A 13876-nucleotide genomic window follows, 5' to 3' on the forward strand; every position below is an offset into this window, starting at 1 on the left:
TTCTTACTCTTTGCGAATTATTCTTCACCTTTTTCACAAATACTCAAGCCCAACGCTATCGCCAAAATACGATCAGGCATGTAAAACCGCCGCAATCTAACCTGAAAGGACCGGCGAAATGCGCGTCTATTACGATCGCGATTGCGATATTAACCTGATCAAAGACAAAAAAGTGGCCATCCTGGGCTATGGCTCGCAAGGTCACGCCCACGCGTTGAACCTGCGTGACTCGGGTGCCAAGAACCTGGTCATCGCCCTGCGCGAAGGCTCGCCTTCGGCCAAGAAAGCTGAAGCGGAAGGTCTGGAAGTCATGGGCATCGCCGAAGCGGCAGCCTGGTGTGACGTCATCATGTTCACCATGCCCGACGAGCTGCAGGCTGAAACCTACAAGAAATACGTCCACGACAACATCAAGCCGGGTGCTGCGATCGCGTTCGCTCACGGCTTGAACGTCCACTTCGGCCTGATCGAGCCGAAAGAAGGCGTCGACGTCATCATGATGGCCCCCAAAGGCCCAGGCCACACCGTACGTGGCGAATACACCAAAGGCGGCGGCGTGCCCTGCCTGGTCGCAGTTGACAATGACGCGACAGGCAAAGCGCTGGAAATCGGCTTGTCCTACTGCTCGGCCATTGGTGGCGGCCGCTCGGGCATCATCGAAACCAACTTCCGCGAAGAATGCGAAACCGACCTGTTCGGCGAACAAGCCGTGCTGTGCGGCGGTCTGGTCGAACTGATCCGCTGCGGCTTTGAAACTCTGGTCGAGGCCGGCTACGCGCCGGAAATGGCCTATTTCGAATGTCTGCACGAAGTGAAGCTGATCGTTGACCTGATCTACGAAGGCGGCATCGCCAACATGGATTACTCGATCTCGAACACTGCCGAATACGGCCAGTATGTCACCGGCCCGCGCATCCTGAAATACGACGAGACCAAAGCGCGCATGAAAGAGGTTCTGAACGACATCCAGCAGGGTAAATTCGTTCGCGACTTCATGCTGGAAAACGCCGTTGGCCAGCCAACCATCAAAGCGTCGCGCCGCGCCAATGACGAGCACATGATCGAAGAAACCGGTGCGAAACTGCGCGGCATGATGCCGTGGATTTCGGCCGGCAAAATGGTCGACAAAGAAAAGAACTAAGTCTGACCTCTGTCAGCACAAGGGCGGCCCGAGTGGTCGCCCTTTTTCGTTTGCACAAAAAAGCGGCGCGGCACATAAACACCTGGTCAGATTAACCTTTTTTCCGTTTCACGCAGCCGCAGCAGGACGAACAAATGGTGCCACAGCCAACAAAACAGGATTGGAGCGGCGTTTTCACGCTGGGCCTCATCTGGGGCGCGACATTCATGGTCGTTGCCATGGCGCTTGAAGGCTATGGCCCGATCACAGTTGCGACCTCTCGGACGACGCTGGGCGCTGTGACCCTGCTGCTTTTGATGTGGGCGACCGGTCGCAAACTGCCGGTTCTGACACCAGCGCTCAGCACTTCGATTGTGCTGATCGGTGTCCTGTCCACAGCCGTTCCATTCATGTTGCTGAGTTGGGGACAGCAATTTGTGCCCTCGGCTTTTGCAGGTCTATCCATGGCCGCAATCCCGTTGATGGTGCTGCCGCTTGCGCATTTCTTCTCGGATGAACCGCTGAACCTGCGCCGCTTTCTGGGGGTGTGCCTTGGGTTCTCAGGCGCATTGGTTTTGATCGGCCCTGGCCTTGCAAAGTTGGGTCAAGGGGCGGAACCGTTGGCACAATTGGCCTGTATTACTGCGGCACTGTGTTACGCCAGTTCTTCTGTGATGACCCGGCGCTGCCCCCCGGTCGATCCCGTGGTGCTGGCGGCCCTGACACTGGTGGTCGGGGCCATACTTCTGTTACCGATCATGCTGCTCACCGAAGGTCTGCCGACGTGGCAAGGACCACGCCCGACAATCGCCTTGATTGTGTTGGGATTGGTCCCAACCGCTTTTGCTACCCTGCTGCGCGTTTCGATCACCCGCAGCGCCGGATCGGTTTTCCTGACATTGGTGAACTATCAGGTTCCAATCTGGTCGATGGTGTTCGGCGCATGGATCCTGTCCGAGGCCCTGCCCCTGCGCTTTTACATTGCCTTGGGCCTGATCCTGACCGGCATGGCGATCAGCCAATGGTTCAGCCTGCGCAAGGTTCTGTTCGGACGTTAACCCGTGGCGGCTTCGACCTCGGCTACGATGCTATCGACGACTTGAGTCAGCAACCCGTCGTCTTCGCACTCGGCCATGACGCGGATCAGCGGTTCGGTCCCGGATTTGCGGATCAGCAGCCGACCCTGCCCGTTCAGTCGCGCTTCGGCATCTGCGATGGCGGCCTGAACACTCTGAACCTCTAGCGGAGTTTGCCCGCTGGTATAGCGCACGTTTTTCAGCAACTGCGGCACCGTTTCAAACTGTTTCGACAAATCCGATGCCTTGCGCCCCGACAAGACCATTTCAGCCAGAAAATGCAGACCCGCCATAAGCCCGTCACCGGTGGTGGCATAATCGCTCATCACGATATGGCCGGATTGTTCACCGCCCAGGTTGAAACCACCTTCCCGCATCCGCTCGACCACATAGCGGTCGCCGACAGCCGTGCGCTCCAGACGCAACCCCTGCCCTGTAAGATGACGTTCGAGGCCCAGATTGGACATCACCGTCGCTACCAGAGCATCGCCTTTCAACTGATCCGACCTCTTCCAAGCCGTTGCAAGCAACGCCATGAGCTGATCGCCGTCGGCCACTTGACCGGTTTCGTCGACCACAACAACCCGGTCCGCATCGCCATCCAGACAGATACCGACATCTGCACCGTGGGCCACAACCGTTTCTGCGGCCAGTTGCGGCTTTGTGGATCCGCAATTGAGGTTGATGTTCTTTCCGTTAGGCGAAACGCCGACTGGAATGACATCAGCGCCCAGTTCCCACAAAACCTCGGGCGCAGTGCGGTGGGCCGCGCCGTTTGCGCAATCGATGACCACTTTCAGACCATCCAGACTCACGTCACGGGGCAAGGACGATTTCACACGCTCGCCATAGCGAAACCGCGCATCATCGACACGACGCGCCCGGCCGATATTTCGTGCCTGAGCAGGCTGGACGCCTTCGTCGATCAACCGTTCGATCTCGATCTCGGCCTGATCCGACAGCTTATAGCCATCGGGTCCAAAAAACTTGATGCCATTGTCTTCTGCCGGATTATGGCTGGCCGAGATCATGACCCCCAAGTCAGCGCGCATGGACCGCGTCATGAGACCAACGGCAGGCGTTGGTACGGGCCCCAGAAGCAGCACATTCATACCCGTCGAGGTCAGACCAGCCGTCAGCGCGTTTTCCAGCATGTAACCGGACAGACGTGTATCCTTACCGATGACAACCCGGTGCACACCGGTTGCGTCACGGCGAAAGTACCGCCCAACCGCAGCCCCGATGCGCAAGGCCATTTCCGCCGTCATCGGATGCGTGTTGGCGGTGCCCCGCACCCCGTCGGTTCCGAACAGCTTGCGCATACGTGTCACTCCGTGATTTGTCGTGAGACCGGATTACCGGACAGCAGCCCATAGGCGCAAGGCCTGAGAGGTCTCGGCCACGTCGTGCACGCGAACGATTTGCACGCCCTGAGACAATCCTGCCAGCGCCACGGCAATTGATCCCGGCGCGCGCGCAGTCTTGCGTGGCTCTTGCCCGATCGAACCAATGAAACCTTTGCGCGACACGCCCAGCAGGATCGGGCAGCCCAAACCGTGAAAAAGGCTGAGATTGCGCAGCAGGGTCAGATTGTGATCCTCGGTCTTGCCGAAGCCGATGCCGGGATCAATAATGATCAGATCGCGGCTGAGACCCAAATTTTCCAGCAGTGCAATCTGGTTTTCCAGAAAGTCGTACACATCCAGCAAAACATCGTCGTAATGCGGATTGTCCTGCATCGTGGCCGGATCGCCCTGCATGTGCATGACACAAACCGGGGCGCCCTGTGCTGCACAAAACGGTGCCAGATCTGGATCAAAGGTAAAGCCTGAAACATCGTTCACCAACCCGGCCCCGGCATTGCAGGCAGCTTTGGCCACATTGGCCTTGCGCGTGTCGATCGAGATCAGAGCATCCGTTTCAGCCCGGATCGCCTCAATCACAGGGCGTGTGCGGGCGATTTCTGTGTCAGCTGGCACAAAATCAGCGCCGGGGCGGGTAGATTCCCCACCAATATCCAAAATCGTGGCCCCTTGCGCGACCATATCTGCGGCGGCCGTACGCGCGGCTTCTGCCGAGCTGTGGACGCCCCCATCCGAGAAACTGTCCGGCGTGGCATTCAGAATGCCCATGATATGCGGCACCTGCATGTCCAAGCCCGCAATGTTTGCCCGCGCTTGGGTCAAACGGCCCAGATAGTCAGACGGAACCTCTGATACCGCAATAACCTCAGGGTCCGCCCCGCGCCGCAAGGCTTCAACATGGGTGAACCAAAGCGGTTGACCCGCCAGCGGCACGGCGCCTACAGGGCGTACAGGGCCATGCTGAACCATTGGTCTGTAATAGGTGCTCACAGCTGAGCCTGATCCACGGCAACCGCGCGCAAGGGCGTTTTGGGTTCTTTTGGCAATGCGCCGCCGATCACCAGCATTTCGCTGGCTTCAAAGGTTGCTGCGAACCAGGCAGCAAGGGCCACAGCATCAGATGGCGCAGCAGAAGGACCGTCAACCGCATCCAACACAATCTTGGACGGGGCCCAAACACAGATCTGTCCGTTCTTCATCGCCCAATCCAGTTCCGTCCGGGTGGAAACCACCACGCAGCGGTGATCTCGTGCAGCTAGAACCCATGCATTCTGTTCAATAGCCAGCAAATCGATACGGCGCTGCGTCATCGCGTGGCCAGTTTGGGGCGCGTCCAGATCCGACGCCCCGACGCACAGGATCAACGGGCGCTGGCGGTTCTCCAACTGATCGATCCAACCGGTCAGATTGTCCGAGGAAATGGCTTCGTTCGACAGGTAAACTAGACGCGGATGCGGGCGTTCCTCTTCGACCATTTCGTGATGGACCGAGTCCTTCCCACGTACGATTTCAACACCCAAAGCCCCCGGACCGCGATCCAGTTTTTCGATGCGAACAAAGACCCTTACGGCCTGAGGTTCAAGAAGAATGCGCTCCGCCACGCGTTCCGCCAGCGTCTCGAGCAGGTTCAAGCGTTCTGCAGCCAATTCAAAGGCTATGGCTTCGGTGACCCGGTCATAGGACAGGATCCGATCAACGTCGTCGTCAATATCGGCAGTCAGCGGGCGCACCTCGACCACGATGTTAAAGCAAATTCGTTGGGTTGTGCCCCGTTCGGCCTGAAAGGCACCGATTTCGACTTCAACGATGTGATCGCGCAGCGAAATGCGATCCAGCGGTCCTCGGGGAGAAGTCGCCTCGGACCTCTCAGAGGGGTGTGCAAATGCCAGGCGGATTTCAGAACTCATGGGTCAGGCCTTTTCGGGCTCGTTGCAAAGATTGCCTACTATAGGCTTTGCCGGGGCCTATAGCACTCAAACAAGCGCCATTCCAACCGCCGATTGCGGCGTCAGGCGACCCTAAACCAACTCATCATGCCGGATGCGGCATGTCCCAGCATATGGCAATGCAAAAGCCAGTCGCCCGGATTGTGCGCGACCAAAGCGATCTGGCGAGTTTGCCCCCGCCCCACCAGAACAGTGTCGCGCCAAGGGCCAAGGGAACCGTCATCCAGAACCAAGCGGAAGTGATGCCCATGCAAATGCATCGCGTGTGGAAAGGCTGTTTCATTCACGAACTCCACCCTGTGCAGGCTGCCGATAGCGGCATCCAGAAATGGATCATCGGGCCGTTCTGCATGACCGTTCAGCGCCCAGAACCGACCCAGCTGTGCCAGTTCACGGCCTGACAACTCGGTTGCGCCAAGCCGCGCGCTTTCCAACCATCGCATCGCGCCGCCCTGCAAAACCATTTTATGCAAGGGTGCATCTTCAATATTCTTGATTTCCGGCAAAGGATTGGGCGGCAATGCTGACACGCTCTGCCTTTGCGCCTTTGCGGCATCGCCTGTAACGTCGAACCGCGCCAGACCAAAGGCACCATCCCGTTCAACACTGACGAGACTGGCGGTATCACCTTCGGTGACGACGTCGACAATCAGATCCGCACGTTGTGCAGGTGCTAATGGGAACGATCCTGACAGTTGTAACGGAGTTTCCAGCGGCATGCCGTCGAGGGCAGCGATCCAACCTGAAAGACCGTCGAGATCCAGATCATAGACCCGGGCGTTAGAGGCATTGATCAAGCGCAGTCGAAGGCGTTCATGCCTTTGCACAGAAAAGGCTGGGTCAAACGACCCGTTTACGGTGACGATATTGCCAAGCCGACCCGCATGGCTCAGATCATGGCCGTTGTCGAAATCGTCTGTTATCTGCGCCGTTTCCGGGTTTAATCGCCAATCATCCAGCATCAGTATCAGGTCCTGATCGACATCTGGCGTTTGTGCCTCTTCCACGATCAGCGGCCCGTAAAGGCCCCGCGCAACCTGTTCGATTGACCTGTTATGCGAATGGTACCAATAGGTCCCGGCATCAGGCGCGACGAAGTCATAGTCAAAGGAACCTCCCGTTTCGACCGCATCTTGCGTCAAACCGGGCACACCATCCATGGCGTTTTCTATTCGGATTCCATGCCAATGAACCGAGGTCGGTTGGGGAAGCTGATTCACAAGCTTGCGCTGAACACGTCTGCCCTGCCCAACCCTTATGGTGGTTCCGGGGACAGAGCCATCGAAGCTCCAAACTGTTGTGTCAGGAAATCCGTCGGGCGCAACACGTTGCCGGGCTTCGCGCGCTTCAAGCGACGGGAAATCGGCCCGTGCCGCAAGCGGCAGCGTCGCGGCTGCAGCAGCCGTTTTCAGAATGTGTCTTCGTGTAAAAAGCATTACGGGCCTCCTGGCCCGTAATATAGACTGCAACTTTCCCCGCGCCATCAAGCTTCCAGCGCGGGTGCGTCAATCAGTTGCTCGCTGTCCGATAGTTGTGGCGATAGAAGATGTGCACACCAATCCGCGCAGTCTGCTTGTAAACGCGCGACCAGGACGGGCGCACTGCGGTGGTGTGATAGTGGGTCGCCCCTTCGGTCAGCTCTTTGGCTATACCGTCAATCGCCGCACGGGCTACTTTTGACACGCGCTCATAGGCTTTCTTTTCATGGATGACTTCCTTGCGGCCATCGCATGTGTATGTGAACTGGCACTGGTATTTTTTACCCGTACCCTGACGGATTACACCACAGAGTGAGTCCGGGAAGCGGCTGCTTTTGACCCGGTTCAGGATAACCTCGGCAACGGCGAACTGTCCGCGCACGCTTTCACCACGCGCTTCAAAGTACAGTGCCTCAGACAGGCACTTCCAGTTCTCGTCACCTGTGGCTTTCGGTTGCTGGTCAAGCCAATCCTTAGAATAGCTCACTTGGACAGGCGCGGCTTTGCGCGGCTGGAACAGCTTGAAGTAGTCACGAAAGCTCTGACCCGGCAATTCGTTACGGGCCACAAGCTCTTGCTTTGCGGTTTCGGTTGCTTCCCTCTCGGCGAAGGACGCACTTGGCAGCATGGTTGCCGCCAAAGTGGCAGCAGCCAGTATATAACGTAGCATCAGATAACCTCGCACAGGCACTTCTCGCGCCATACCCTCCCCCGGCGGGCGCGACGAGGCATCTAGCGCAATCGAGCGCAAAGGTCCAGTCTTTCGGAAAAAGCAAGTGAAAATCCGCCCGTAGCGAAGATTTAATTCGCCCACGAGTGATCAGATAACCCACTAATCCTTGGGATATCGTGCTCTGTCAACCCCCAAGTCTGGACGAAATCGCCAGTTGAGCGGCAGCCAGCCGAGCGACCGGAACCCGGAACGGAGAGCACGACACGTAGTCAAACCCCAGATCCCGGCAAATCGCGATTGATTCGGGGTTTCCGCCATGTTCGCCACACACAGACAAGGTCACGTCAGGTTTTGCAGAGCGCCCGCGTTCGGCCCCCAGTTTCAACAACTCCCCCACCCCGTCCGGGTCAAGGACGTGAAACGGATCTTCGCCAAAGACGCCCTGCCGCACATAAGCTGACATGAAACGACCGGCATCATCCCGCGACAGGCCATAAGTCATCTGGGTCAGGTCGTTTGTACCAAAACTCATAAACGCCGTTTGCGGGGCGATCTCTTCTGCTCGCAGACAGGCGCGCGGCGTTTCAACCATTACGCCCAGCCGGTAGTCGAATTCCTGTCCCTGCTCGGATGCAACAGCCGCTGCGACCGAGTCGATGCGGGATTTTACCAGCTCAACCTCGCGCTTTGCCGAAACCAGAGGGATCATGACCTCGGGCACAACTGCAGCCCCGTTTTTCCGGGCCTCCAACGTTGCTTCGAAAATCGCGCGCGCCTGCATGTCGTAGATTTCCGGCACGGTTACGCCCAGACGCACGCCGCGCAGACCCAGCATTGGGTTGTATTCGCTCATGGCAGCAACGCGGCGCTCTACATCTGAAACAGGCAGATCAAGTGCTTCGGCCAATTCTCTTTGCCCGCTGCGGGTCGTGGGCAGAAATTCGTGCAGCGGCGGGTCGAACAGGCGAATACAGACCGGCTTGCCTTCCATGATACGGAAAAGTTGCACAAAGTCCTCGCGTTGCATCGGCAACAATCGTTCCAGCACCGCCGCGCGACCAGATGAGGTTTGAGCAAAGATCATTTCGCGCATAACGATCAAACGGCCGGGATCAAAGAACATGTGTTCGGTGCGGCACAATCCGATCCCCTGCGCCTCAAAATTCCGGGCAGTCTGCGCATCGGCGGGTGTGTCAGCATTGGCACGAATATCAATGTCACGCTCTTCATCAGCCCAAGCCATCAACGTCTGAAAACAATCGTCCAGCGCAGCCTCGAGCATTGCAGGCTGCCCCGCCAGCACCTGCCCCGAGCTGCCATCGATGGTCAAAACATCGCCGGTTTTAAAGACGCGACCATCCGGTGCTGTCAGCATCTTCTTCTTGGTCTGAAACCGAATGTCAGACGCACCGACGATACAGGGCAACCCAAGTCCGCGCCCGATCACCGCCGCGTGGCTGGTCATTCCGCCTTTTTCCGTCAACACAGCCACAGCCGCGTGCATTCCACGCACATCCTCGGGCGAAGTTTCGCGACGCACCAGAACACAGGCTTCGCCACGCGCGGCACTTGCCTGCGCCTCAGCCGAGGTGAACACGATCTTACCGGTCGATGCACCGGGACTAGCGCCAATGGCAGTTGTCAGAACATCGCGTCGTGCATCCGGATGCACCTGCCGGTGCAGAAGTTCGTTCAGCGCGTGGGGGTCAACACGCATGACCGCCTCTTGCGGCGGGATTATCCCGTCCTCCGCCAGACGCACTGCGATCCGCATAGCCGCGCGAGCGCTGCGCTGTACGCGCACGCCATCCAGGATGTGCACGTCACCGTTCTGAATAACGAATTCGACCTGCATTTCTTCGCGCAGTTTTGCGCGCATCAAAGCGGCCTGTTGCTTGAGTTCAGAAAAGGCTTCGGGTGCAACTTCCTCAAGCGATGGGCCACGCGGGTCTTTTTCCAGAAACAGCGCGGCAACATCTTCACCCAACGCATCCCGGCCCTGACTTTGGCTCAGATAACGACCGGTGATCTGCTGCATCCCGGTTGTGGAATCGACCAGTTGCAAAACGCCAGAGCCACATTCGCCCTGCCCGACACCGGGGATCATTTCCTGAATGACCAGCCCCAACCCGGCATCAACCGGTGCCCCCTTGGCCTGCCGCAACAAGCGCGCCGAGGTTCCATCCCACGCCCGTGCCATAGACCGTAACACGCCGATTAACTGCTCTCCGCGGTCTTGCGGAAAGGCTTCGTCGGTTTCATCTTCATAGGCCCGCAACGAAAGGCGCAGGCCCTCGCTTCCGTCCAGTTCGATGTCGTCAAACACATCAGGATCCAGGCGTGCCACGTGGATGGCATAGCTTTGTACAAATCTCAGATACAGTGCGGCAGCCGCTTCGGCCCCCATGTTTTCCGACAGATCCACATAGCGTGCATCGTTCATGCCGATGTTCAGAACTGCCCCGGGTCCGCCCCAATCCGGGTCCTCGGAACTGGGTCGAACACATAGCAACGTCGCCGGGTCAAACTGTTCGAGGATCGCGGCCAGGTTCGGGATCTCGCCTTCGGCAATCTGGTGCACAGAGTCAAAAGACAGTGCGACGGTTCGCGGAACAGGCAGTTCAAGACGGACCAGCCGTTGCAGGCACTTGGCCCGCCCGCCATGGGTATGGGCCGTGACCGGCGCGTCGGAGGTTATGAGCGTGGTATGCGGATTATTCTGCACTGCAGCACCTTTTGGTTTGCGTGCAGCATAAGCGCTTGCGCCTTTCGCGCAAGGGCGTTCTGGGCGCGCATTTGCCGCGCGCCCAGAGATTTAACCTTCAATCTTGGTCAGATCGGCCACGCTGGAGCAGACCGTGCGGATCTGGCTGAGCAGGTTCAGGCGGTTGCGGCGCAGGATGTCATTGTCGGTGTTGACCTGCACATCCTCAAAGAACGCATCCACCGGCCCGCGAAGGGCGGCCATGGCGGTCATGGCAGTCGGGAAATCCTCAGCCTTGAGCGCGGGGTCAATCTGCGCCTGTGCCTGATCCAAGGCGGCAAACAGCGCCTTTTCGCTGTCCGTCTCAGCAAATTTCACATCCGCACCATAGGAGTATTCGACGCCATCCTTCTCTTCGGCCTGCGTCAGGATGTTGTTGGCGCGCTTGAAGCCCTGCACGAGATTCTCGCCATCCTCGGTCGAGATCACCGCATTCAGAGCACGGGCGCGTTTTACCAGCAGGTTGAGGTCGTCATTCCCCTCCATCGCGATACAGGCGTCGATGATGTCGTGGCGGATGCCCTCGTCGCGGAGAAAGACCTTCAGACGATCGTGGAAGAAGGAGAGGAGGTCATCGGATGCGTCAGGAACCTTTTCCTCTAACTCAAGAAATGCCGCCGCAGGCGATCCGCCAATTCTTTCTTTGACAGCCTGAAAAGCCCCGCCAAATACACCGTGATCTGCAATTTCCTCCAGAAGGTCGCGCACATTTGCATCCGGCAGCGCCTCATTGATGGCGTTCTCTGCCCGCACTAACTGGCTATCAAAGAAACGGTCTAAACTGATGCGCAGATCGTTACCCAGCACCAAACGAATAACTCCCAACGCCGCACGGCGCAGTGCAAACGGATCTTTCGAACCGGTCGGCTTCTCATCAATCGCCCAGAACCCAGCCAGCGTATCCAGCTTGTCAGCCAGCGCCACGGTCACCGAAAGCGGTGCGGTTGGTACGTCGTCCGATGGACCCAGCGGTGAGTAGTGCTCCTCCGCCACGGCAGCCACTGCGGCGTCTTCGCCTGCGGCTTCGATATAGTAGCGGCCCATAAGACCCTGAAGTTCAGGGAACTCATAAACCATCTCGGAACTCAGATCGGCCTTTGCCAGACGCGCGGCTTTCTCGGCCTGATCGGCATCCGCTCCGGTCACCGGGGCCAGTTCGCGGGCCAGCGCGGCGATGCGGTCGATGCGCTCGGCCTGGGTGCCCAGTTTGTTGTGGAAGGTCACATTCTCCAGCGCGCGGGTCCATTGGGCGATGTCCGACTTGGCAACGCGCAGGTCATTCTCCCAAAAGAACTTCGCATCCGCCAGACGAGCTGACAGCACCTTCTGGTTCCCCGCCAGAATGGTCGCGCCATTGTCAGCGGTTTCGCGGTTGGCGACGGTGATGAAGCGCTCGATCCGGCCCGTTTTGGGGTTCTTTACGGAAAAGAACTTCTGGTGTTCCTTCATTGAGGTTTGCAGCACCTCGGGCGGCAATTCGAGGAATTCCTCGTCGATCTGCCCCATCAGTACCACGGGCCATTCGACCAGCCCGGCGACCTCGGCCAACAGGCCCTTGTCTTCCACCACTTCCAGACCGGCGGCAAAGGCCATGTTCTGGGCGTCGTTCCAGATATGCTCGGCCCGTTCGTCGGGCGACAGCACGACAAATGCGCGTTTCAATTGGGCGGCGTAATCCTCGAACGACGATACCGAAAACCGGTTCGGCGCCATGAAGCGGTGGCCAGCGGTCGTGTCCCCGGATGCTATGCCCTCGACCTCAAGCGGCACGGTTTGCGAGCCTGCTTCATCATTCAGAATACACAGGATCGAATGCAGCGGACGGACCCAACGCATGGCACCACTGCCCCACCGCATGGATTTGGGCCATGGGAAGTTGCGGATGGTGGCTTCCAGCACCTCAGCGACAATATCAGCCGCTGGTCGCCCTGCCTTTTCGATGGTGGCAAAGTAAACCGCACCTTTGGGTGTGTCGCGCTCTTCTAGCTGGTCGCGGGTCAGGCCAGCGCCACGCAGGAACCCTTCGATGGCTTTGTCCGGCGCGCCGACCTTGGGGCCCTTGCGTTCCTCGCGAATGGTGGGGCTTTCCGCCAGCAGACCTTCGACCGCCAGCGTCAGGCGGCGCGGCGTGGTCAGGGCGGCAGCCCCGGCATAGGTCAGACCGGCCTCGACCAAACCATCGGTGATCCGCTTTTTCAGGTCCTCACCGGCGCGGGTCTGCATGCGCGCGGGGATCTCCTCGGAAAACAGTTCGATCAGCAGGTCAGGCATTGTTGGTCCTTAGAAATTGACGATCGTCTGAATGACGATGGCATTTGCGATATCCACAAAGAAGGCGGATACAAGGGGGAGCACAATAAAGGCAATAGGCGATGGACCATATCGCTTGGTCACGGCGGTCATATTTGCAATTGCGGTGGGTGTAGCCCCTAAAGCAAAGCCCCCAAAACCCGCAGCCAGCACCGCCGCGCGGTAGTTTGAACCCATAAGCGGAAACAGCACCCAAATTACAAAGACGACCGTGAACAGCGTCTGCGCCGACATGATAACCGCTATCGCCATCCCCAATTCGGCAATTGTCCAAAGCTGAAGGCTCATCAAGGACATCGCCAGAAACGCACCCAGTGCAAATTCCGAGATCAAGGCCAGCGAGGGCGTCCGTGCAACAGGTGGGGCGGACGGCACCAAGGCCGTTCTCAGGTTCGAAATCACGATGCCCATCAGAAGGCAGGGCACAAACAAAGGCAGTTTCAGCCCAGCAGCGGCAATGGCCTCGCCCAATATAAAGCCAAAAATGACCGCAAGATTCAGATGCAGCAGCACGCGCATGATCGAGATATGGTCGATGCCCGAAAGCTTTGGCTCATCATCGGGCAGCCCGACCGTGTGTTCCTCATCGGGTCGATCAGGCGTCAGATTGCGCGATTCAACCAACAGGCGCGCGATGGGGCCACCGACCAAAGCCGCCAGAACCAGGCCCAACGTCGCAACCGCAACGCCCAATTCGGTCGCGCCTTCCAAACCGGTCGCCCCTGCAACCTCTGGTGCCCATGCGATCGCGGTCCCGTGCCCGCCGATGAGGGCAGCGGATCCGAACAGAACGCCGGCTTGCGCGGGATAGCCAAACAACGACGCGCCTGCCGCTCCGATCACGTTCTGCGCAATGATCGTCACGAGCGTCAAAATCAGGAGAATGAGCAGAGGCTTACCGCCCGCAATCAAATCAGAAAACCGCGCATTCAGGCCAATCCCGGCGAAAAACAGAACCAGTAGGGAATCGCGGGTGTTCAGTTCGAAGGACAGTTCGAGGTTGAACACCAGATATAGGGCCAGAACGACAAGCGATGCCAGAAGTCCACCAGTGACCGGTTCAGGGATATTGAATTGCCGCAGCATCGCAACCCTGCTGTTGATCTGCGCGCCAAGCAGATAGACAGCAAAACCCATGGTCGCCG

At 58.4% G+C, this 13876-nt stretch carries 10 protein-coding genes; 2 read left to right on the plus strand and 8 right to left on the minus strand.

Annotated features, from left to right (window positions below):
- Window positions 1-118 precede the first annotated feature (118 nt).
- Window positions 119-1141, plus strand: coding sequence for a ketol-acid reductoisomerase (ilvC, locus tag ACR3EH_RS02445; RefSeq protein ID WP_039534886.1), 1023 nt, complete (start codon window positions 119-121; stop codon window positions 1139-1141).
- Between the two features lie 134 nt (window positions 1142-1275).
- The gene (locus ACR3EH_RS02450; protein ID WP_171182715.1) at window positions 1276-2178 is read left to right on the plus strand and encodes a DMT family transporter; all 903 of its coding nucleotides are present in this window, start codon (window positions 1276-1278) and stop codon (window positions 2176-2178) included.
- On the opposite strand, the gene glmM is transcribed toward ACR3EH_RS02450, so the two are convergent.
- The 8 genes from glmM to gltS all read right to left on the minus strand — a co-directional run bounded on the left by glmM (window position 2175) and on the right by gltS (window position 13868).
- The gene (glmM, locus tag ACR3EH_RS02455) at window positions 2175-3518 is read right to left on the minus strand and encodes a phosphoglucosamine mutase (protein WP_171182713.1); all 1344 of its coding nucleotides are present in this window, start codon (window positions 3516-3518) and stop codon (window positions 2175-2177) included. The two genes, ACR3EH_RS02450 and glmM, sit on opposite strands and share 4 nt — an antisense overlap.
- 33 nt (window positions 3519-3551) lie before the next feature.
- Window positions 3552-4550, minus strand: coding sequence for a dihydropteroate synthase (gene folP / locus ACR3EH_RS02460; RefSeq protein ID WP_371732066.1), 999 nt, complete (start codon window positions 4548-4550; stop codon window positions 3552-3554).
- A complete protein-coding gene (locus ACR3EH_RS02465; RefSeq protein ID WP_171646790.1) occupies window positions 4547-5467 on the minus strand; it encodes a dihydroneopterin aldolase in 921 nt (306 codons plus the stop codon). The genes folP and ACR3EH_RS02465 overlap by 4 nt, the downstream gene beginning before the upstream one ends.
- 101 nt (window positions 5468-5568) lie before the next feature.
- Entirely contained in the window at window positions 5569-6942 is a 1374-nt protein-coding gene (locus tag ACR3EH_RS02470; RefSeq protein WP_171646788.1) for a multicopper oxidase family protein, read from the minus strand.
- Between the two features lie 73 nt (window positions 6943-7015).
- A complete protein-coding gene (locus ACR3EH_RS02475) occupies window positions 7016-7654 on the minus strand; it encodes a cell wall hydrolase (RefSeq protein ID WP_171089376.1) in 639 nt (212 codons plus the stop codon).
- A gap of 187 nt (window positions 7655-7841) precedes the next feature.
- Window positions 7842-10382, minus strand: coding sequence for a putative PEP-binding protein (locus tag ACR3EH_RS02480; RefSeq protein ID WP_171182704.1), 2541 nt, complete (start codon window positions 10380-10382; stop codon window positions 7842-7844).
- A gap of 90 nt (window positions 10383-10472) precedes the next feature.
- On the minus strand, window positions 10473-12692 hold the full coding sequence (glyS, locus tag ACR3EH_RS02485) for a glycine--tRNA ligase subunit beta (protein ID WP_171182702.1): 2220 nt from the start codon (window positions 12690-12692) through the stop codon (window positions 10473-10475).
- A 9-nt stretch (window positions 12693-12701) separates the two neighbouring features.
- Window positions 12702-13868, minus strand: coding sequence for a sodium/glutamate symporter (gltS, locus tag ACR3EH_RS02490; RefSeq protein ID WP_253284738.1), 1167 nt, complete (start codon window positions 13866-13868; stop codon window positions 12702-12704).
- Between the last annotated feature and the right edge of the window lie 8 nt (window positions 13869-13876).

Source organism: Ruegeria sp. BG7, from assembly GCF_056535685.1.

Bases quoted from the DNA above. Each gene is read 5' to 3' on its own strand.
- ACR3EH_RS02450 (WP_171182715.1), top strand. From the start codon at position 1,276: ATGGTGCCACAGCCAACAAAACAGGATTGGAGCGGCGTTTTCACGCTG.
- glmM (WP_171182713.1), bottom strand. From the start codon at position 3,518: ATGCGCAAGCTGTTCGGAACCGACGGGGTGCGGGGCACCGCCAACACG.
- ACR3EH_RS02470 (WP_171646788.1), bottom strand. From the start codon at position 6,942: ATGCTTTTTACACGAAGACACATTCTGAAAACGGCTGCTGCAGCCGCG.
- ACR3EH_RS02465 (WP_171646790.1), bottom strand. From the start codon at position 5,467: ATGAGTTCTGAAATCCGCCTGGCATTTGCACACCCCTCTGAGAGGTCC.
- ilvC (WP_039534886.1), top strand. From the start codon at position 119: ATGCGCGTCTATTACGATCGCGATTGCGATATTAACCTGATCAAAGAC.
- ACR3EH_RS02475 (WP_171089376.1), bottom strand. From the start codon at position 7,654: ATGCTACGTTATATACTGGCTGCTGCCACTTTGGCGGCAACCATGCTG.
- glyS (WP_171182702.1), bottom strand. From the start codon at position 12,692: ATGCCTGACCTGCTGATCGAACTGTTTTCCGAGGAGATCCCCGCGCGC.
- gltS (WP_253284738.1), bottom strand. From the start codon at position 13,868: ATGGGTTTTGCTGTCTATCTGCTTGGCGCGCAGATCAACAGCAGGGTT.